At 63.3% G+C, this 21,347-nt stretch carries 12 protein-coding genes; 2 read left to right on the forward strand and 10 right to left on the reverse strand.

The annotated features are described in order from the left end of the window. Window positions 1–63: 63 nt before the first annotated feature. From adeC to EA795_RS03505, 5 genes are all read right to left on the reverse strand, one after another. Window positions 64–1,509, reverse strand: coding sequence for an AdeC/AdeK/OprM family multidrug efflux complex outer membrane factor (gene adeC, locus EA795_RS03485; RefSeq protein WP_014851242.1), 1,446 nt, complete (start codon window positions 1,507–1,509; stop codon window positions 64–66). Next, window positions 1,506–4,643 carry an efflux RND transporter permease subunit gene (locus tag EA795_RS03490; RefSeq protein ID WP_014851241.1) on the reverse strand — a complete coding sequence of 1,046 codons (3,138 nt, stop codon included), beginning with the start codon at window positions 4,641–4,643 and terminating at the stop codon, window positions 1,506–1,508. The genes adeC and EA795_RS03490 overlap by 4 nt, the downstream gene beginning before the upstream one ends. 24 nt (window positions 4,644–4,667) lie before the next feature. Continuing rightward, entirely contained in the window at window positions 4,668–5,792 is a 1,125-nt protein-coding gene (locus EA795_RS03495) for an efflux RND transporter periplasmic adaptor subunit (protein WP_014851240.1), read from the reverse strand. A gap of 300 nt (window positions 5,793–6,092) precedes the next feature. After that, the gene (locus tag EA795_RS03500) at window positions 6,093–6,668 is read right to left on the reverse strand and encodes a YceI family protein (RefSeq protein WP_043942487.1); all 576 of its coding nucleotides are present in this window, start codon (window positions 6,666–6,668) and stop codon (window positions 6,093–6,095) included. Window positions 6,669–6,690: 22 nt separating this feature from the next. Further along, window positions 6,691–7,242, reverse strand: a complete 552-nt coding sequence (locus EA795_RS03505; protein WP_014851238.1) for a cytochrome b — start codon at window positions 7,240–7,242, stop codon at window positions 6,691–6,693. A gap of 169 nt (window positions 7,243–7,411) precedes the next feature. Between EA795_RS03505 and EA795_RS03510 the strand changes: the two genes are divergently transcribed. After that, entirely contained in the window at window positions 7,412–8,818 is a 1,407-nt protein-coding gene (locus EA795_RS03510) for an adenosylmethionine--8-amino-7-oxononanoate transaminase (protein WP_115027345.1), read from the forward strand. A 108-nt stretch (window positions 8,819–8,926) separates the two neighbouring features. Beyond that, complete coding sequence (locus EA795_RS03515) at window positions 8,927–9,643, forward strand: 16S rRNA (uracil(1498)-N(3))-methyltransferase (protein WP_014851236.1); 717 nt, start codon at window positions 8,927–8,929, stop codon at window positions 9,641–9,643. Between the two features lie 79 nt (window positions 9,644–9,722). Here EA795_RS03515 and EA795_RS03520 read toward each other — a convergent pair whose 3' ends face one another. The 5 genes from EA795_RS03520 to EA795_RS03540 are packed head-to-tail and all read right to left on the reverse strand — an operon-like array spanning window position 9,723 to window position 21,291. Next, window positions 9,723–10,193 carry a chemotaxis protein CheW gene (locus tag EA795_RS03520; RefSeq protein ID WP_043942486.1) on the reverse strand — a complete coding sequence of 157 codons (471 nt, stop codon included), beginning with the start codon at window positions 10,191–10,193 and terminating at the stop codon, window positions 9,723–9,725. Then, window positions 10,190–11,242, reverse strand: a complete 1,053-nt coding sequence (locus tag EA795_RS03525; RefSeq protein ID WP_014851234.1) for a chemotaxis protein CheB — start codon at window positions 11,240–11,242, stop codon at window positions 10,190–10,192. Before EA795_RS03525 ends, EA795_RS03520 begins: the two co-directional genes overlap by 4 nt. Next, complete coding sequence (locus EA795_RS03530; protein ID WP_122075600.1) at window positions 11,235–18,305, reverse strand: Hpt domain-containing protein; 7,071 nt, start codon at window positions 18,303–18,305, stop codon at window positions 11,235–11,237. The genes EA795_RS03525 and EA795_RS03530 overlap by 8 nt, the downstream gene beginning before the upstream one ends. A gap of 11 nt (window positions 18,306–18,316) precedes the next feature. Then, on the reverse strand, window positions 18,317–19,183 hold the full coding sequence (locus EA795_RS03535) for a protein-glutamate O-methyltransferase (RefSeq protein WP_014851232.1): 867 nt from the start codon (window positions 19,181–19,183) through the stop codon (window positions 18,317–18,319). A 59-nt stretch (window positions 19,184–19,242) separates the two neighbouring features. Next, the gene (locus tag EA795_RS03540) at window positions 19,243–21,291 is read right to left on the reverse strand and encodes a methyl-accepting chemotaxis protein (protein ID WP_014851231.1); all 2,049 of its coding nucleotides are present in this window, start codon (window positions 21,289–21,291) and stop codon (window positions 19,243–19,245) included. Between the last annotated feature and the right edge of the window lie 56 nt (window positions 21,292–21,347).

The following is a 21,347-nucleotide window of genomic DNA, read 5'->3' on the forward strand; positions in this document are numbered from 1 at the left end:
CCCTCGGGCGGCGTTTTCGTTTCATCATCGATTCCGCCCGGGCTTCGGACGGAATCGATGCGATCAACCTTCCGCGGGCGGTGTCGCTCCACCCTGCTCGGTCGAGACCGCTTCCTGCCAGCCACCGCCCATGGCCTTGAACAGGTTGACCTCGCTGGTCAGCTGCGCAAGGCGATCGGCGATCAGTTGCTGCTGCACGCTGTACAACTGACGCTGGGCGTCCAGCAGCGTCAGGTAGTTATCGACACCGGCACGGTAACGCCGCTCGGCGAGCCGGTAATAATCTTCGCTGCTCTCGAGCAGGCTGCGCTGGGCCTGTACCTGGCGGGTATAGGTTTCCTGCGCAGCGAGGCCGTCGGCCACTTCGCGGAAGGCCGTCTGGATGGCCTTCTCGTACTGGGCCACCTGGATGTTCTCGCTGATCCGCGCATAGTCCAGATTGGCCCGCAACTGGCCAGCATTGAAGATCGGCACGCTGATGCTGGGCGCGAAGCTCCAGTAGCCGGAACCACCATCGAACAACCCGGACAGTTCGCTGCTCGCCGTACCGGCGGCACCCGTCAGACTGATCCGCGGGAAGAACGCGGCACGGGCCGCACCGATACTGGCATTGACCGCCCGCAGCTGGTGCTCGGCCTGAAGGATGTCAGGGCGTTTGAACAGCAGATCTGAAGGCAGGCCTATCGGCAACTCCGCCAGTTGCTGGCGCGCCAGACCCTCGCCGCTGCCAGGCAGATCGGCCGGCACTGCCTGACCGAGCAACAGCGCCAGTGCGTTGCGATCCTGGGCGACCAGGCGGGTGTATTGCTCGACATTGACCCGGGCGCTGTCGGCCGCGCTGCGCGCCTGACTCAGCTCCAGCGCCGAGGCGACACCCACATCGAAGCTGCGCTGGGTCAGACCCAGGCTTTCGTCATAGGCCTTGAGGGTATCGTTCGTCACCTGCAACAGCGCCAGGTCGGCCTGCAGTGTCAGCCAGGCATTCGCCACGCTGGCCACCAGACTGATCTGCGCACTGCGCTGTGCCGCTTCGCTGGCGAAGAACTCTTCCAGCGCCTGGTCGCGCAGGCTGCGCAGCCGGCCGAACAGGTCCAGCTCCCAGGAGACGCCGAAGGTTGCGCTGTACTGGCTGCTGATGCCCGATTGACCCATGGGATTCAGATCCGCCGGGGTTCGGCTGCGGCTACCGTCGCCATTGGCGCTGACCGCCGGAAACAGATCGGCACGCTGAATCTGATACAGCGCCCGATACGCCTCGACGTTCAGGGCCGCCACGCGCAGATCGCGGTTATTTTCCAGAGCGACCTCGATCAACCGCTGCAAGGCCGGATCATGGAAGAACTCACGCCAACCCAGTTCCGCCGCTTGCGCGCTGGCGGCGCTCGGCCCGTAGGCTTCGCCCTGCGGCCAGCTATCGGCGACCGGCGCATCCGGGCGCTGGTAGTCGGGGATCAACGAGCAGCCACTCAGCGCCGCGAGCAGCGCCATGCTCAATAATGACTTTTTCACTGGACCTCTCCTTTTTCGCTCTCGGTCGCAGTTTTCTTACCGCCGGCGAGCGAGGACACCATCACGAAGAATAGCGGTACCCAGAAGATCACCAGCAGGGTCGCCGTGACCATGCCGCCGATCACGCCGGTTCCGATCGCATGGGAACTACCGGCCCCCGCACCACTGGCCAGCGCCAGCGGCACCACGCCGAGGGTGAAGGCGAGGGAGGTCATGATGATAGGCCGCAAACGCATGCGACAGGCTTCGACCGCTGCCTCGAACAGGCTCTTGCCCTCGGCATGCAGGTCTTTGGCGAACTCGACGATGAGGATCGCGTTCTTCGCCGTCAGGCCGACCGTCGTCAACAGGCCGACCTGGAAGAACACATCGTTGCTCAGATCGCGCCCCATGGTCGCCAGCACAGCGCCGATCACGCCCAGCGGCACCACCAGCATCACCGCGAACGGAATCGACCAGCTCTCGTACAGTGCGGCCAGACAGAGGAACACCACCAGCAGCGACAGCGCATACAAAGCCGGCGCCTGGCCGCCCGACAGGCGTTCCTCGTAGGACAGGCCCGTCCAGGACACGCCCACCCCTGACGGCAGTTGCTGGGCGAGGCGCTCGACCTCGGCCATCGCATCACCCGTGCTGTAGCCCGGTGCCGCTTCGCCGAGAATCTCCATCGCCGACACGCCGTTGTAGCGCGACAGCTTGGGTGAACCATAAACCCACTTGCCGCTGCCGAAGGCGCTGAACGGCACCATCTCGCCTTGATCGTTACGCACGAACCACTTGTCGAGGTCTTCCGGCCCCATGCGCGAAGGCGCCGTGCCTTGCATGTAGACCTTCTTCACCCGACCGCGATCGATGAAATCGTTGACGTAGCTCGAACCCCAGCCAATCGACAAGGCGCTGTTGATCTCATCCAGGGAGACGCCCAGCGTCCGCGCCTTCTCGTCATCGATCAGCAATTGGTATTGAGGTTCGTCATTCAGACCATTCGGGCGGACCGCCTGCAACACGGAACTCTGAGCCGCCATCCCCAGGAACTGGTTGCGCGCCCCCATCAAGGCCTCATGCCCGAGGCCGGCACGGTCCTGCAGGTAGAAGTTGAAGCCGGTGGCGTTGCCGAGCTCCATGACCGCGGGCGGCGCGAAAGCGAACACCTGAGCATCACGGAAATTGGCGAAGTGCTGCTGGGCGCGCTGGGCCAGCGCGAAGACGCTTTGCTCCGCGTCCGGACGCTCGCTCCATGGCTTGAGCCCGATGAACGCCAACGCCGAGTTCTGGCCGCGGCCGGCAAAGTTGAAGCCGGTTACGGTAAACACCGAGTTGACCACGTCGCTCTCTTCGGTCAACAGGTATTCGCGCATCGCATCCACGGTCTGCTGGGTACGCTCGGCCGTCGAGCCCACTGGCGTCTGAACCTGGGTAAACAGGACACCCTGATCCTCATCGGGCAGGAACGAGCTGGGCAACCGACTGAACAGCACCGCCAGCGCCGCCACGATGACCAGATAAATGATGATGAAAGGCGCCTTGCGCTTCAGTACGGCGACGACGCCCCTCTCGTAGCGATGCACGCCGCGATCGAAGGTGCGGTTGAACCAGCCGAAGAAACCGCGTTTCTCGTGGTGATGACCCTTCTCGATCGGCTTGAGCATGGTCGCGCACAGTGCCGGGGTGAAAATCAGCGCCACCAGCACCGACAGGGTCATCGCCGAGGCGATGGTGATCGAGAACTGCCGATAGATGACGCCCGTGGAACCGCCGAAGAAGGCCATCGGCAGGAACACCGCGGAAAGCACCAGGCCGATACCGACCAGCGCGCCCTGGATCTGCCCCATGGACTTGCGGGTCGCCTCCAGCGGCGACAGGCCCTCTTCGGCCATCACCCGCTCGACGTTTTCCACCACGACGATGGCGTCGTCCACCAGCAGGCCGATCGCCAGGACCATGGCGAACATGGTCAGGGTGTTGACGCTGAAGCCGAACACCGCCAACAGGCCGAAGGTACCCAGCAGCACCACCGGCACCGCCAGCGTCGGAATCAGCGTCGCACGGAAGTTCTGCAGGAACAGATACATCACCAGGAACACCAGCACGATGGCTTCGAACAGGGTGTGCACCACGTTGGTGATGGATGCCGAGACCACCGGAGAGGTGTCGTACGGATAGACGATTTCCATCCCCGCCGGGAAGAACGGCTGCAGGTCGCTGATGGTCTGGCGCACCGCCTTGGCGGTATCCAGCGCGTTGGCGCCGGTGGCCAGCTTGATACCGATACCGGCGGCCGGCTTGCCGTTGTACAGCGCGGTGATGGCGGCGCGCTCGGCGCCCAGTTCGACCCGTGCGACGTCCTTCAGACGCACCTGAGAGCCGTCACCGTTGACCTTCAACAGGATTTCGCGGAACTGCTCGGGCGTCTGCAGGCGCGTCTTGCCGATGATGGTGGCGCTCAGTTGCTGTCCCGGTACCGCCGGCAACCCACCGAACTGGCCGGCGGAGACCTGGACGTTCTGGGTGCGAATCGCATTGGCCACGTCCGTCGGCGTGAGCTGGAAGTTGTTCAGCTTGGCTGGATCCAGCCAGATGCGCATCGCGTACTGCGAGCCGAACACCTGGAAGTCGCCCACCCCGCTGGTGCGCGACAAGGGGTCCTGGATGTTGGAGACGATATAGTCGGCCAGGTCGCTCTGGTTCATGCTGCCGTCCGCCGAAACGACGCCGACCACCATCAGAAAGTTGCGAACGGCCTTGGTCACGCGGATGCCCTGCTGCTGCACTTCCTGCGGCAACAACGGGGTAGCCAGCTGCAGCTTGTTCTGCACCTGCACCTGGGCGATATCAGGGTCAGTGCCCTGATTGAAGGTCACGGTAATCTCCATGCTGCCATCGGAGTTGCTCGACGAGCTGATGTAGCGCAACCCGTCGATACCGTTCATCTGCTGTTCGATGACCTGAACCACGGTGTCCTGCACCGTCTGCGCCGAGGCGCCCGGGTAGGTCACGGAAATGCCTACCGCTGGCGGCGCGATGCTGGGGTACTGGTTGACCGGCAGGCCGAGAATGGCGAGCCCCCCGGCGAGCATGATCACCAGCGCGATCACCCAGGCGAAGATCGGGCGATCAATGAAGAACTTGGACATCTCGAATTATCCTCGGGCTCAGCCTTAGTTGGCTTGCGGCTGGGCAGCCACGTTGCTGGCAGGGACGGCATCCACTTCGACACCCGGCTGGATGAACTGCAGGCCTTCGGTGATCAGTCGGTCACCCGCCTGGAGCCCATCGGCGATCAGCCAGCGATTGCCAACGGCGCGATCGGTCTTGACCTGCCGCACCTCGACCTTGTTTTCGGCGTTGATCACCATCGCGGTAGCGTCGCCCTTGGGGTTGCGCGTCACACCCTGCTGAGGCGCGAGGATCGCTTCGCTCTTCAGTCCGGCGACCAGCTGCGCATGCACGAACATGCCCGGCAGCAGGACGCGATCCGGATTGGGGAAGACCGCACGCAGGGTCACCGACCCGGTGGTGGGGTCGACCGAGACCTCGGAGAACTCCAGCTTGCCCTCGTGCGCGTATTGAGTGCCGTCCTCGAGCGTCAACTTGACCTTGGCGGCATCCTCGCCCGCCTTCTGCAGGCGCCCCTCGGCCAGGTCACGGCGCAAACCGAGCAGATCACGCGCGGGCTGGGTGACATCGATATAGATGGGATCGAGTTGCTGGATGGTCGCCATTTCCTGCGCCTGACCATTGCTGACCAGCGCTCCCTCGGTCACCGCCGAGCGACCGATACGTCCCGAAATGGGCGCCAGCACCTTGGTGTAGCGCAGGTTGATGCGTGCCTGTTCCAGGTTGGCCTCGGCCTGCAGGGTGGCGGCGCGCGCTTCGTCATAGGCCTGCCGGCTGACCGCCCGCTCCTCGACCAGTGACGCGTAACGCTCCGACAGGGACTTGGCCGAGGCCAGACTGGCCTGCGCACTCTTCAATGTGGCCTCGTACACCGAGGAATCGATCTGATAAAGCTGCTGCCCGGCCTTCACCTCGCTGCCTTCAGTGAACAGGCGCTTCTGGATGATGCCATTGACTTGCGGGCGCACTTCCGCGACTCGATGCGCCCGCGCACGGCCCGGCAGCTCGGTGGTCAGTGCAAAGGGCTCGGCCTGCAGCGTCACGAAGCCTACCTTCGGCGCCGGCTGCTCGGCAGGCGCAGCGGCCTCTTCCTGGCAACCGACGAGCGCTAACGCCGCGGCGATTATTGAAACCAAGGCGGCGGCATTGGCTGACTTACGTGACATGGGAGGAACCTCTCGTAAACGGACGATCCAGGGCAGCATAGGCCCGGCAGACTCGAATGGCAGGGTCGGGAATATACTTACATTCAAGTGTGTCTGTAAATACAAAAAACCGCCTGACTCATCCCTCGGAAAGCACGGCGCAAGCGCTATCCAGCACACACCGCTGCAGCGAATTGTCTCATTCCTTTACAAGCCGCTTCTGTCGACCGATAGCAACAAGTTGTTCAAAGAAAATCGACTACCAAAGATGTGGAAAGCACAACGCCGGCAAATGCCGGCGTTGACTTCATTCGACATGCGTTACTTGCGCACGCCCTCGACCGAGATGATCAGGTCGACCGTCTGGGTTGCGGGGCCGAGATCCATCTTGATGTCGAAATCTTTCAGCTTGAGTGTCGTGGTACCTTCGAAGCCGGCACGATAGCCGCCCCAGGGATCCTCGCCTTCGCCAATGAACTTGGCGGCGATGACGACCGGCTTGGTGACACCATTGAGCGTGAGGTTGCCTTCGATATCGGCAGTGCCTTCGCCGGTGCTCTTGACCGAAGTGGACTCGAAGGTCGCCGTCGGGTGCTTGCCGACATTCAGGAAGTCGTCGCTACGCAGGTGCTTGTCGCGCTCGGCATGGTTGGTATCGAGGCTCGCCGTCTTGAGCGTCACCTTGACCTTGCTGGCTTCCGGCTGCGCCGCGTCGAAGCTGAAGCTCCCCTCGAAATCCTTGAAGGTTCCCCACAGCCAGCTATAGCCCAGGTGGCTGGCCTTGAAATTGACGAAGGCATGCTGGCCTTGCTTGTCGATGACGTAGTCGGCAGCCATGGCCTGACCGGCAAAGAGCATCGAGCCCAGCGCGAGTGCAGCAAAGGTTTTCTTCAACATCGATAGTCTCCTTTGGTGATAATCAGTTGGCGCGTCCGAACATCCGCTTGAGCGTCGCGTCGTGATCGACGAAGTGGTGTTTCAGTGCAGCGAGCGCATGGATGCCGGCGAAGATGATCAGCGCCCATGCAAGGTATTCATGCACCAGACCGGCAATATCCTCCTGGTTCGGGATACCACTGATCAGCGCCGGCACATCGAACCAGCCGAATACGCTGATCGCCCGGCCATCGGCGGTGGATATCAGATAACCCGAGATCATAAGCACAAAGAGCCCCAGGTAGAGCACGCCGTGCCCGAGCTTTGTCGCCAGACGTGTCAAGCCCCCATGACTGGCCAGAGGTGCCGGCCCGGGACTGAGGAAACGCCACAGCACGCGCAGCAGCATCAGCACGAACAGCAGGATGCCCACGCTCTTGTGGATATCCGGTGCCGTCCGGTACCAGCTGCTGTAGTAGTTCAGCCCGACCATCCAGTAGCCCAGCGCGAACAGTCCGAATACTGCGACCGCTACCAGCCAATGCAGCAGGATGCTGGTCGCGCCATAGTTGGTTGAGGAGTTTCGCCATTGCATCGAACATGGTTCCCCGGTGTTGGTGAGTGATAAGCCTAGCGACAAACCCATCTAAACGGCGCGGATTTTTTGCGTCAAAAAGATCGAAGGAGCCGATACGATTTTCGGCGATGCGTGCCCCATCTGCTAGGCTGCGCCGTCGAACCGTGGACAAGCCAGGAGCACCAAGATGAGTCAGAACGAAAGCTGGATGCAACGCGACCTCGCGGTTCTCTGGCACCCCTGCACCCAGATGAAAGATCACGAGCAGTTGCCGTTGATCCCCATCCGGCGCGGCGAAGGCGTCTGGCTCGAGGATTTCGATGGCAAGCGTTATATCGATGCCGTCAGCTCCTGGTGGGTCAACGTGTTCGGCCACTCCAATCCGCGCATCAACCAGCGCATCAAGAATCAGCTCGACCAGCTCGAGCACGTGATGTTGGCCGGCTTCAGCCATCAGCCGGTGGTAGAGCTGTCCGAACGACTGGTGGCGCTCACCCCGCCGGGACTGGAGCGGGTGTTCTACACCGACAATGGCTCGACCGGTATCGAGGTCGCGCTGAAGATGAGCTTCCACTACTGGCGCAACAGTGGCCAGCCGACCAAGCAGCGCTTCGTCACCCTGACCAACAGCTACCACGGCGAAACCGTCGCCGCGATGTCGGTGGGCGATGTCGCGCTTTTCACCGATACCTACAAGCCGTTGCTGCTGGACACCTTCAAGGTGCTGAGCCCGGACTGCTACCTGCGCCCCGAAGGCATGAGCTGGGAAGAGCACTCGCGCAACATGTTCGCGCACATGGAACGGACACTGGCCGAGCATCATCGGGAAATCGCGGCGGTGATCGTCGAGCCGCTAATCCAGGGCGCCGGCGGCATGCGCATGTATCACCCGGTCTACCTCAAGCTGCTGCGCGAGGCGTGTGATCGCCATGACGTGCACCTGATCCACGACGAGATCGCCGTCGGTTTCGGCCGTACCGGGACGATGTTCGCCTGCGAACAGGCCGGCATCACGCCAGACTTCCTCTGCCTGTCCAAGGCGCTCACCGGCGGCTACCTGCCGATGGCGGCAGTGCTGACGACCGACAAGCTCTATCAGGCGTTCTACGACGACTACTCGACCTTGCGCGCCTTCCTCCATTCGCACACCTACACCGGCAACCCGCTGGCATGCGCGGCGGCGCTGGCGACACTGGATATCTTCGAACAGGACAACGTCATCGAGGCCAACAAGGCGCTGGCGGCACGCATGGCGACGGCCACCGCTCACCTGGTCGACCACCCGCACGTTGCGGAAGTCAGGCAGACCGGCATGGCGCTGGCCATCGAAATGGTCGCCGACAAGGCCCGCAAGACACCCTATCCCTGGCAGGAGCGGCGCGGCCTCAAGGTCTACCAGCATGCCCTGCAGCGCGGCGCGCTGCTGCGCCCGCTGGGCAGCGTGGTGTACTTCCTGCCGCCCTACACCATCACCGAAGAACAGATCGATCTCCTCGCCCAGATCGCCACGGAGGGGATCGACATCGCCACCCAGGCTTCGGTCAGCGTGGCGCTCGCGCCGGGAGCGCCTGCGGATTTCCGCGATCCGGGCTAGTTCGGCGGCCATCATGAACGGCGCCGTAAAGCCTAAGGCTGGACGAAAAGCAGCGGGGACTGCACCATGCCGTCCTCGTTCAGCCTCCAATCTTCGCCGGCTTTCTTTATGCGCCTGTCCCGCTTTTTCATCGATGCCCCGCTCGCCCTCGGTGAGCACACCCTGCCCGAGGCGCCCTCTCACTACATGGCTCGCGTGCTGCGTCTCGCCGCAGGCGCAGCCGTACAGCTCTTCGATGGCCGCGGCCAGGAGTACCGGGGCGAGCTGATCGAAGTGGGCAAGAAGGCGGTACGTGTCCAGCTGCACGAGGCGCTGCCGGGTCTGGCCGAATCGAGGTTGCAGATTCACCTCGGCCAGGGGCTGTCACGGGGCGAGCGGATGGATTGGGCTATCCAGAAAGCGACCGAGCTGGGCGCAACGCAGATCACGCCCGTCATCAGTGAACGCTGCGAAGTTCGCTTGAAGGACGAGCGAGCCGACAAGCGCCTGACCCATTGGCGCCAGATCGCCATCAGCGCCTGCGAGCAATGTGGCCGCTCGGTGATTCCGGTCATTCACCCGCCGCAATTGCTGGCCGATTGGCTGGCAATCGAAGCCGACCTGAAGCTGGTGCTGCACCCGGTCGCCGAACCGCTGGAGAGCCACGCGGCGCCCGCCACACTGGCTTTCCTGATCGGCCCCGAAGGCGGGTTGAACGACGCCGAGGTCGAACAGGCACGGACTGCCGGCTTTCAGCCCGCACGCCTGGGGCCGCGAGTACTGCGCACCGAAACCGCACCCGTGGTCGCCCTGAGCGTGGCCCAGCAGTTGTGGGGGGATTTTTAGGCTTCAGGCATCACCGCGCGCCGAAAGCGTCATCGGACATTCCGATCACTTCAAGCTCGCGGCCTGGAACGGCCCTCTCTCAAACCAACCCGGCGTCTGCGAGCTTCTGCTCCAATGCGATCAGATCGGGAATGCGCGCCTGGACATCGCCCAGGTTGACCGCATCCAGTTCCAGCGGCGCCAGCGCTACGTCCGACCGCGCCAGGCTCGCATCGACCTTGATCGAACGAGGGATACCCTGCACCAGCAGCGCGATGAACTTCACATGCTCACGCCCCCCCAGCGCGTTCAGTATCGCCACGCGTGCGCCGGAATCGGGCGCTGCTACGCCATTCGACGCGGCCTCGAAAGACAACAGCGGCAAGCTCAGGTCGCGCCAGGCCACCTGGCCGAGAAACCACGAGGGTGCGCCCTCTGCGGTTCGGGGCGCACGATAGGGCACGAGCTCGGCAACCGCCACGTTGGGCAGCAGCAGGGTACGGTCGGCAAGCGGCACCAGCAGTCCGGTAAGGCTGCTAGGGGTATCCTGAGAAACGACTGATTGACTCATGGGTTGTCCAGTTCCAGTGCCGCAACGGTCCGGCCGGCCTGTTGCGCGAGTTGGTTGACCAGAGCTTGGGCAAGCTCCCGCGGATCGCCACTGAGCGAGCTGTAGCCGCTCTCGCGAAGGTTGTCTGGCATGCTCGAACATGCGCAGGAATTGGCATCCTGCGTCCACACCCGTCCGCCCTGGCGCAACAGGTAGGCAGCCGCCGCGCCGCCATCGCTGCCCATGCCGCTGAATGCGATCACACCGCAACGATCACCATAATGCTGGGCCAGGTTGAGCATCATCTGATCGATGGAAGGGCTGTACGGCTCCGGCCAGCTGCGACCGGTGAGGCGCATGCCACCGTCATCATCGAAGCTCATTTCCTGACTGATCGGCACCACCACCACTTCGCCACAACGAACCGGATCGCCGGCTCGGCTCTGGTTGACCTGCCACTGGCTATGCCGACCGACCGCCTGCGACAGCGCCGACTCGAAGCTCGCCTCGATATGCTGCGCATAGATGAAACCCAGCGGCAGCCCGCCCGGCAAGGCATCGAGAAACGCCTTGACCGCTTCCGGCCCTCCCAGCGAAGCCGCCAACAGCCAGACCTGGCCAGCCGGTTCGCCGCCGGACGACTTCATTCCGGCCAGCTCCCGCGGCAGGTCCAGGCAGGCCGGGCGTTGCACCTCGCCAGACAGCGCTTCGAGGCGCGGGCCTACCGCCACCGAGGGATCGCCGACCAGGCGCTTGAGCTTGCCCAGCAGGCGCCGCTCCCAACGCGGATAGTGTTCCGATTGCCGTTCTGGCGCATGCCCTTCGCCGAAAAGCACCGGGCAGTCGTCGCGCTCGAGCAGGGCATCCACCAGCGGAGAATCCTCGGTCTGAACCAGGTCGACCAGCCAGAGATCGGCTTCGACAGCCTGCAGATCCGCCTCGTCCAGTTGCGCCGGGTCGCTATTGAACACCACCCGATACCCGTTGGCGCTCAACGCCCGCTGCAGCACGTGACGCTGCAACGAGGTGTCGGCGATGACACCGATGCGCCCCGGAGTCAGATCAGCCATGGACGCCTACCAGTTGCTGGATCGCCTCGAGCAGGGTCGACTCCTGATAAGGCTTGCCGAGGTACTCGTTGACGCCGATGGCCAGTGCGCGATCCCGGTGTTTCTCACCGGTACGCGAGGTGATCATGATGATCGGCAAATCCTTGAGGTGCTCGTCGTGGCGCACCAGCGTGGCAACCTCGAAACCGTCCATGCGCGGCATTTCGATATCCAGCAGCATGATGTCGGGCTTGCGCTCCTGCAGCTGGGTGATGGCATCGACGCCGTCCTTGGCGGTGAGCACGTTCATGCCGTTACGCTCGAGAAGACGGCTGGTCACCTTGCGTACGGTGACCGAGTCGTCCACCACCATCACCAGCGTCGGCCGATCGACTTCGACGTCCCCGTCCTCGGCCGAGTCGAGCAGGTGCGGCGTCTGCTGCTGGGTCAGCAGGTGCGCATGCAGCACACGGATGGTCGCGAGCAGGTCGAGAATCACCACCACGCGGCCGTCACCCAGAATGGTCGCGCCGGAGATGCCCGGTACGGTCGCGAATTGCGGTCCCAGGCTCTTGACCACGATCTCCCGCGAGCCGGCCAGGCTATCGACCTGCACGGCGACGCTGTGCTCGTTGGAGCGCACCAGGATCACCGGCAGCGGCAGGCTCTGGCCGACCAGTTTCGGCCGTTGGCCGTTGTTCAGCAGCTCGCCGAGGTAACGCAGCTCGTAGTTCTGCCCTGCGTATTCGAAGCGAGGCGCGCCGGGCTGGTAATAGGCCTCCAGCTCATAAGGCGAGACCCGCACGATGCCCTCGATGGTGTTCAGCGGAATCGCGTAGAGATCCTCCCCCGAATACACCATCAGCGCGCGGTTGACCGACACGGTGAACGGCAGGCGGATCAGGAAGCGGGTGCCTTGCCCCTGTTTCGACTCGATGCTCATCGAGCCGCCGAGCTGCTTGACCTCGGAATGGACCACGTCCATGCCGACGCCGCGACCGGAAATCTGCGTGACGCGCTCTGCGGTGGAGAAACCGGCCTCGAGAATGAACTGCAGGATTTCATGGTCGGTCAGCGCGGTGTCGGTGGTCATCAGGCCACGGTCGATCGCCTTGCGCCGGACCGCTTCGAGGTTGATACCGGCGCCATCGTCGCTCAGGGTCAGCACGATATCGCCACCTTCGCGCGCCAGATCGAGGCGAATGTGCCCCTGCTCAGGCTTGCCTGCGGCAACGCGTCGGTCGGCAGTTTCGATACCGTGGTCCACCGCGTTGCGCAGCATGTGTTCCAGTGGCGCGACGATGCGCTCCAGAACGCTGCGGTCCATTTCCCCGGTGGCATTGCCCACCTGGAACTCGACCTGCTTGCCCAACTCGCCGGCCACCTGCCGAACGATCCGCCGCAGACGCGGCACCAGCCGCTCGAAGGGCACCATGCGCGTGCGCATCAGGCCTTCCTGAAGCTCGGTATTGACGCGCGCCTGCTGCAGCAACAGGGTCTCGGCATCGCGGTTGCGCGCCGCCAGGGTTTCCTTCAGGTCGAGCAAGTCGGAAGCGGACTCGAACAGCGCGCGGGACAACTGCTGCAACTGCGAATGGCGGTCCATCTCCAGCGGGTCGAAGTCATCGTAGCCGGCGCGTTCCGCCTCGGCCTGGTAGCGGCTGAGAATCTGCGCCTGGGTTTCGGTGTCCAGTCGCCGCAGCTGGTCGCGCACCCGCTCGATGGTGGCCTCCATCTCGCCGAGGGTGAAACCGACATCGCTGACCTGTTGCTCGACCCGGCCACGGAAGATCGAGGTTTCACCCGCCAGGTTGACCAGGCCCTCGAGAAGCTCGGCGGGCACCTTGACCAGTTCCTGGGGCGCCCGACGCGAGGCGGCATCCAGCGCCGCCTGCTCGGCACGTCGAATGAACGGCAACACCTTTGCCGTGCCACTGACCACCGGCGCCTGGGTGCTGGCCGCCACGATGGGCGATGCCAGCGTAACCGGAGCCGGCTCCGGCGTATCCACAGGCTCATCGGCGAACTGATCGGCCGCGGGGACATCCGGCTCATCGATCAGGCGCGAACGCATCCGCTCGACTTCTTCATGCAGTCGGTCGTAGGCGCTCTGTACCTCCAGGAACAGACTTTCGGGCCAGGGCGCACCCTCTTGCTGGGCTTTGGCCAGGGTCTGTTCCAGATCGTGGGCCATGTCGCCCAAGTCGACCTGGGCCGCCAACCGTGCACCGCCCTTGAGGGTGTGCAGGATACGCATCATTTCCTCGATGGCGTCCGCACTGTCCGGCACTGCCTCCCAACGGCTCAGCGCCGCATCCATCTGCTCCAGCAGCTCGTCGGCCTCTTCGACGAAGATATCCAGGATCTCGGCTTCGGCGGCATCCTGGGCCGCCTTCAGCGCAACGCTCTCCGGCATGCTCAGTTGCTCCTGGGGATTGGCCAGGAAGCGGCGGATCATTTCGACCAGACTGAGGCCGCTCGGCAGGCCCCGGTAGGCGCGTACCGCATCGAGCATCTCGGCGAGCCGATCATGGCAGGCCTGCAACAGCTGGAAGAGTGCCGGGCTCGCACGATAGTTGCCGGCACAAAGCCCCTCGTAAAGCGACTCCAGTTCATGGGCGAGGTCGCCAATCTCGGCGATGTCAGCCATGCGCGCACCGCCTTTGAGCGTATGCAGATCACGCTGCAGGGCTTCCAGCTCGTAACTGTCTTCGACGTTGCCGAACCAGCGCTGCAGCGATGTGCCGGCACGCTCGATGATGTCGAACCCTTCCTCGAGGAAGATCTGCACCAGTTCCGGATCACGGTCTTCCCAGCTGGCATCGGCTGTCGGCTCGGGAATGACGGGCTCTTCGTCGAGCTGCGCCTGGACCTGCGCAGGCTCGGCGGGCGAATCGATGTCGATACTCCAATCGTCCGGCACAGATTCCGGCACCGCCTGCGCATCGGGCTGAAACTCGCTCTCTTCGCTGATCAGCCAGGATGCGTCGATCAGTTCGGCGGGTCGTACTTCTTCGACGGTGATCTCGTCCAGTTCGGAAACGGGGTCAGCACTCGCCGCCCCTTGTTCTTCCGGGAACGCATCGATCACCTCGAAAGCTGGCACGAAGGTCTGCCTGTACGCCCGAATGTCGCCCAGCAACTCCAGGGCATCGCTCATCGGCTGACGCGCCTGCAGCTGCTCGAGCTGCACCGCCAGTTGGTCATGGCTGCGTTGCAGCAACTGCGCCAGCTCCGGCGTATGCACGTAGCGGCCGTCGGACAGCCCTTCGTAGAGCGTCTCCAGCTCATGGGCCAGATCGCCGATGGGGCGGATCTTGGCCATCCGCGCACCGCCTTTGAGCGTATGCAGATCCCGCAGCAGTGCAGACAACGCCAGCTGGTTATCCGGATCGTCCAGCCAGCGCTCCAGCGCCTCGCCGGCGCTTTCCAGCAGATCGACCGCTTCGTCCAGGAAGATTTCGGCCATCTCCTGGTCCTGCTCGTCATCTTCCGTCAGCGGCGTGTCCGGCCAAGCCTGCATCTGCTCGGATTCTTCCGCGGCTTGGGCCTCGACAGCCGGTAATTCTATTTCAACGACCTCAGGCTCTTCCTGCACATCTTCGGGCACGGTTTCCAGCTTCGGCTCCGTGGCATCGTCGAGCAGGGCGCGCAGCCGGGCCACCAGCTCCGGCTGACCGGTAACCTGCAGGCCCGCAGCCACCTGGTCCATCATGCCGACCAACGCTTCATGTCCCTCCTCGACCACGTCGAAGAAGCGCTCGCTCACCGGCAAACGGCCGTCCTGGACGACACCATAAAGATCGAGCAACACCTGGCACAGGGCATCGATCTGAGGCAGATCGGCCATCTGCGCGCCCAGGCCGAGGGTCGTCAACTCTTCCAGCAGAGCCGTCAGCTCCTGGCGCTGCGCCGGATGTTCGCGCCAGCGATGTAGCAGATCCTCGGCATCGAGCAGGATATTCGTGCCCTCGGCCAGGAACAGGCTGATCATTCCGGGATCACGCGGCTCGCCCTGCTCGTTCTCGCCGCGCGAGTTGGCTTCCGCCAGGCGCGCCTGATGCAAGGCGTGCACGCGCTCGATGAACTCGGGCGCACCCTCGATCGGAGCCAGGGGATCGTTCGCGAGATTGTCCACACCGAGGCGCAGCAATTGCTCGGCCTCGTGCAGCAACTGGGCCGCCTCCAGGTCCATGGCAATCAGGTTGGTCTTGAACTCCTTGGCCATTTTCTCCAGCGGCGTGGCGATTTCCGCAATCGGCAACACGCCCGCCATGTGCGCGCTGCCCTTGAGCGTGTGCAGTGCGCGCTGAAGGTTGTCGGTCACTGGCTGCGGCAGTTGCTGGGCACAGTCGGCCAGGAAGCCGACCAACGCCTTCAGATGCGCATCGGCCTCGTTGCGAAAGATCTCCAGCAGCTGGTGATCGAGCCCACCGGCATCCAGGCCCTGCTGTACGGCATCCGAATCGACGCTTGGCTCGGCTGCCGGCTGTGGCAACTGTCCCTTTGCCAGCGCATGGGCGTCGGCCGCCAGTCGGTCGACGTCGTCGCGCTGGCGCTGCGCCTTGGCGGCAAACTCATCGACCAGTGCCGGCATCAACGCCACGACATCGGCAACCAGCGTCTTGACCGGTGCACTCGCCTCGATGCTGCGATCGAGCACACGATTGAGCAGATTCTCCACCGACCAGGCCAGTTCGCCGATGATCAGTGCACGCACCATGCGGCCACTGCCCTTGAGCGTATGAAAAGCGCGCCGCACTTCGCCCAGCGCCTCGTTATCGGCGGCATCGGCCGCCCACCTCGGCAGATACTCGCCGATGGTCTCCAGTACTTCGGCCGCCTCTTCGATGAAGACTTCGAGCAACTCCTCATCGACCGGTTCTTCATCGGCAGGCGGCGGTAACAGGCTCGGCGGCATATCCTGGGCAGGTGGATTGATGGCGACGACGGGCGCCGCCATCACTTCTTCCATGCTGATGGGCTGCTCAACCGGCTGTTCCTGCACGGCCATTTCCGGCAGCTCGACCTCGGGCATCTGCAACTCGGCCATCTCGGCCTCGCTCCAATCCACCAGGTAGTCTGCCTCGCCTTCGTCGAGCATTTCCAACGTCGCGGAATCGGTGGCCTCGACTATCGGTTGTTCGAACTCGACGACCTCGGGCTGCAGATCCGCCAAGTCATACTCCGGCTCCTCGCTGTCCAGCTCGGGTTGCGGAAGCTGGACCTGATCAGGTTCGACATCCAGTTCGAACAGCTCTGTGCCGTCTTGCTCCAGCAGTGGACTGCCCTGCGTTTCAGGTTCCGCTTCAGGTAGCAGGCTATCCTCAACGGGCTGATCGGCAGGCGCGGCATTCACCGGCGCGCCGAAATCCTCCAGTTCCAGGATGGATGGCTTTTCATGCAGGGGGTAACCCAGGTTGCGTAGGCTTTCCTCAGCTACATCGAGGATCAGGTCGCCCTGTGAGCCGCAATCCTCGCTCAGCCGCTCGAGGTAGTACTCGACACTGGTGATGGCATCGGCCAGCGTATCCAGGCTCTGCCAGTCCGGTATCGCCCGACGGGCGAGCAGCTGCTCCTGAATGTATCGATTGCAGGCATCCAGCAAGGCCGCAGCCCGCTCCAGCGGTATCATCACCAGCCCGCCGCGCGACTGGGTAAGCAGGTCCGGCACCCGAACCAGATGCTGATGGTCCCACTGGGAGGCGATGAATTCTATGATCGCGTCCTTGGCCTGTTCGAGTCCGGTGCGCGCTTCGCGAATGACCAACTGATGGATCTGTGCGACATCGGTGGTCGGCAGATGGCTTTCTTCGCCCCTGCCGTCGTTCATCCCGCCAACCATACCGGCGAGTGTCGCCTCGACGTAAAGCAGCGCCCCGGCCATATCCATCAATACAGCGTCGTCGGGCGTCTGCATGCCCTGCATCAGTGCCTGAATCACGCCTATCTGGTCGAGAACGATCTTGCGCGGCTGGCCGAAACCCAGCACCGCCAGGGTATCGGCAATCTGTTTCAGAGGGACCTGCAACGCCTCCAGATCGGGCAGCGCCTTGCGGTCGCTGCGCACGAACAGATCGAGACTGTCCTTGACGCGTACCAGCTCCTCGCACAGTGCGGCCACCACCGAGCGCATCGCGCCACGGTCAGGACCTGCCAGCTGGGCGCGCTCCTCGTTGACGACGGAACTGTCGGGCAGCGCTTCATCCAGGCTGTAGCGCGCCTTCAGCGATTGAATGCGCTCGGATTGCCCCGGCGCCTTGGCCACGTAGAACAGCAGATTCTTGATCAGCTCGTCGGGAGCGGCCTGGTTGATGCCGTCCGCCCCCTGCTCGACGAGTCGCTTGAGTTCCCTGTCGACTTGGCGCAGCAGCGTGCGGACGGAAGTCCCGTTGGCCACGCCACCGCTGGCAAGCCCTTCGACGACGCCGGATGCAATCTGCCAGAGGGCACCCAGCGGGGCATCCTTGCAGAGCATCTCGAGGCGTGCGAAAACCCGTGCCATGAAACCCAGGTTGGTGGGCAGGTCCTGATTGCGGATAACCCCTACCAGCGCCACCTGCAACATTTGCCGAAGCTTGCGCAGCAATGCTGGCAGATCGGCTGTCTGCCGCTGCGCCACGGACTCGGTCGGCAACGCCGGAAGCCGACCGGACATGTCCGGCACGAACAGACTGGTTTCCGAAAGCAGCTTCTCGCTGCGCGCGGCGCGCAGATCGTTGAGCAGCGGCAACAACGTCATCGGCAGGTCGCGACGGGCGCTCTGGATGCGGTCGAGGTACGTCGGCATCTGCAGGATCGCCTGCATCAGCACTTCCAGCGCCTCGGCCTGACTGGCAACCCGGCCGTCGAGCAAGGCCCGTGCGAGCTGTTCCATTTCTTCGGCGAGCAGGGCCGCACCGTAGAACTCGACCATCTGCAGGGTGCCATGGACCTGATGGACATAGGTCAGGCAGAAACGCATCCGCGTCGAGTCCTGCGGGTTGTCGACGAACGCTTCCAACGCCTGTCGCGCCTGCTTCAGCGTCTCGGCAATTTCGCCTTTCACCCATTCCAGGGCGACATAATCGTGCCGATCACCCATAGCGACTCCGCTCATAAGCTTTTCCGGGTAAAGGCCAGAACCTGGCTATCAGCAACCGGCATCAGATCCGGATGCTGCCAGCCCACCACCTCACCGACGCCGATAACCAGCAATCCCCCTGGGGCCAGGCGCTCGGCCAGACGATTGAGGATTTCGCGGCGGCGCCAGCGACGGAAGTAGATCAACAGGTTCTGGCAAAAAATGACGTCCATATCGGACATTGGCGCACTGCCCAGCTCCAATACGTTGAGCCTGGCAAAACAAACGCGTGCCGCCAGACTCGGCACTACCTGATACTGGCCTTCCGGCAGTTTCTGGAAATAACGCTCGCGCAATTGCGCATCCACCTGCTCCAGCTTGCTGCCACTGTATGTGCCATCCCTCGACTTGCTCAGGGCGCTGAGACTGATATCCGTCCCGGTCACGCCGTAGGCCGTCGCATGATTGCTACCCGCCAGCGCTTCAGCCGCACAAATGGCCAGCGAATAGGTTTCCTGACCGCTCGAACAGCCAACGCTCCACAACGACCAGGGCGCCTGCATTTCACCCACATCGAGGCGCTGGCGCAGATAGCGACTGAGCAAATCGAACGAGGGCGGATGACGGAAAAAGCGTGTTTCCTGCACCGTCAGGCGATCCATCAGGGTGGACCACTCCACCGAGCCGCGCGGCCCGGCGGTGACCTGCCGGTAGTAGCTCGCGTAATCGGGCGCACCGATCTCACGCATGCGACTGCTGAGATTGGCCTGCAGGAAAGCGCGGCGCTGCTCGGAAACCACCATACCGGAACGCTCCTCGAGCAGCGCCTGCCATTCATGGAATTCCGCCGGCGACATATCGGCCAAGGGCTTCAGTGCCCAGTCGGCGCTTGGCTGCATGCCCTGCCCCTTACTCATGAACGTTGACGGCAGCCATCGCCAGCTGCCGTACTATCAAGTCAGGCCTGCTCCTGAGCTTCCGGCAAGGTGAAACCGGATACGGAGTGACGCATCTCGTTGGCCATCTTCGCCAGGTTACCAATGCTCCGCGCGGTGGCGGTGGTACCCGACGAGGTCTGCGAGGTGATCTCCTGAATGACGTTCATGGTGTTGGAAATGTGGCCAGCCGAGGAGGCCTGCTGCCGGGCTGCGTTGGAAATGTTCTGAATCAACGCCGCAAGGCTCTTGGATACCTTCTCGATCTCTTCCAGGGCGACACCGGCATCCTGTGCCAGGCGGGCGCCGCGTACCACTTCCGAAGTGGTCTGTTCCATCGAGATAACCGCCTCGTTGGTATCGGTCTGAATCGTCTTGACCAGTGCCTCGATCTGCTTGGTCGCCGCGGACGAACGTTCAGCAAGGCGCTGGACTTCGTCGGCAACCACCGCGAAGCCTCGTCCGGCGTCGCCGGCCATGGAAGCCTGGATGGCCGCGTTCAGTGCCAGGATGTTGGTCTGGTCGGCGATGTCGTTGATCAGGCTGACGATGTCACCAATCTCCTGCGACGATTCACCGAGACGCTTGATCCGCTTGGAGGTGTCCTGGATCTGCTCGCGAATGTTGTCCATGCCGGTGATGGTGTTGTGCACCACCTCGTTGCCCTTGTTGGCGATGGCTACCGAACGCTCCGCTACCGCCGAGGATTCGGCGGCGTTCGCCGATACCTGGTCGATCGACACGGCCATTTCGTTGATTGCCGCCGAAGCTCCGGCAATTTCCTGCGCCTGATGCTCGGACGCCTCGGCAAGATGCATGGCGGTCGCCTGGGTTTCCTGCGCCGCACCGGACACCTGAACCGCAGTCTGGTTGATGGTGCCGACGAGATCGCGCAGTTGGTCGATGGAGTAGTTGATCGAGTCGGCGATGGCGCCGGTGAAGTCTTCGGTTACCGTCGCGGCCACGGTCAGGTCACCGTCGGCCAGGTCACCGATCTCGTCGAGCAGACGCAGAATGGCCGTCTGGTTACGCTCGTTCTTCTCGGCTGTTTCGCTCAGGCGGGTTCGCGTTTCACGGACCATGACCACACCGATGAGAACGATCGAGGCCAGGGCCAGGGCGCCGAGCACATAGCCCAGCAGGGTATTCAGGTAACGCGCATCGGCACGAGCCTGCAGCCCCTGTGTCAGCGCGGACGTCTTGTCCAGCAGTGTCTGCGAAACTTCGAAGATACTGTTGGAGGATTCACGCACCTGGAACAGCTCGGGCGAGGTTTCGAGAATCTCATCCACCGAGCCGGACACGAACTGGAACAGCTCGGAGATCGCGGTCAAACGATCCAGCGCTTCCTCGTCGCTCACGCGAGAGATGCCCATGGCCTCGTTGCCTTCCTGCATGGCACGCAGAACCCGGCCGAACAGACTGGCATCACGACCGAACATGTCGGCAGCCTGTACCGAGTCCTGATCACCGGAAAGTACCTTGTTGACCGAACCGAGAATACGTTCCGCCAGCAAGGACTGACGCTGCGCCACGGAAACCTGCACCGCCGGCGCCGAACTCTCCAGCAGAATGTCGACGACTTCCTCGTACTCGACCTGCAGTTGCGGAATGGTTTCGGCAAGCGTGGTCGCTACCTGGTGCAGGGAAAGCACGGTCTGCTCGCTGGCGAGGATCGCATCGGTGTTCTGCCGCAGCGTATCCCAGTCCTGCTGTACGGCACTCACCTCAGCCTGTAGCGAATCCGGCACGGCAGGCAGGCCGATCGACGCATCGCCCTGGGAGAGATAGGCCCAGCGTTGACTGAACTCGTCCCGCGCAGTTTTCAACGAAGCGAACGCCCCGCCGGTACCGGCGGCCGCTTCCACGGCGTCCTTCGCGATGCGCTGCGACAGAACCCGCAGCTCACCCGCGTGGCCGATGTATTCGTTGTCGTAATCGGCCTGCGTACTGACGTATGCGAAGTTTGCAAACAGCAGCACCATCGAGACGAGCAAGACGATGAACAGCCCAGCGATCAGCGTATTGCTACGCATCCCGGTCAATAGTGCATTTGCATTCATTTTTTTCATTGTCTGGCCCCCGCCTGGACCGCCCCAACCTTTTCCTTCAAGAACCAAAAGGCCGG

The organism is Stutzerimonas nitrititolerans (assembly GCF_003696285.1).
Lineage (GTDB): Bacteria > Pseudomonadota > Gammaproteobacteria > Pseudomonadales > Pseudomonadaceae > Stutzerimonas > Stutzerimonas nitrititolerans.

Bases quoted from the DNA above. Each gene is read 5' to 3' on its own strand.
- EA795_RS03490 (WP_014851241.1), bottom strand. From the start codon at position 4,643: ATGTCCAAGTTCTTCATTGATCGCCCGATCTTCGCCTGGGTGATCGCG.
- EA795_RS03495 (WP_014851240.1), bottom strand. From the start codon at position 5,792: ATGTCACGTAAGTCAGCCAATGCCGCCGCCTTGGTTTCAATAATCGCC.
- EA795_RS03500 (WP_043942487.1), bottom strand. From the start codon at position 6,668: ATGTTGAAGAAAACCTTTGCTGCACTCGCGCTGGGCTCGATGCTCTTT.
- EA795_RS03505 (WP_014851238.1), bottom strand. From the start codon at position 7,242: ATGCAATGGCGAAACTCCTCAACCAACTATGGCGCGACCAGCATCCTG.
- EA795_RS03510 (WP_115027345.1), top strand. From the start codon at position 7,412: ATGAGTCAGAACGAAAGCTGGATGCAACGCGACCTCGCGGTTCTCTGG.
- EA795_RS03515 (WP_014851236.1), top strand. From the start codon at position 8,927: ATGCGCCTGTCCCGCTTTTTCATCGATGCCCCGCTCGCCCTCGGTGAG.
- EA795_RS03520 (WP_043942486.1), bottom strand. From the start codon at position 10,193: ATGAGTCAATCAGTCGTTTCTCAGGATACCCCTAGCAGCCTTACCGGA.
- EA795_RS03525 (WP_014851234.1), bottom strand. From the start codon at position 11,242: ATGGCTGATCTGACTCCGGGGCGCATCGGTGTCATCGCCGACACCTCG.
- EA795_RS03530 (WP_122075600.1), bottom strand. From the start codon at position 18,305: ATGGGTGATCGGCACGATTATGTCGCCCTGGAATGGGTGAAAGGCGAA.
- EA795_RS03535 (WP_014851232.1), bottom strand. From the start codon at position 19,183: ATGCAGCCAAGCGCCGACTGGGCACTGAAGCCCTTGGCCGATATGTCG.
- EA795_RS03540 (WP_014851231.1), bottom strand. From the start codon at position 21,291: ATGAAAAAAATGAATGCAAATGCACTATTGACCGGGATGCGTAGCAAT.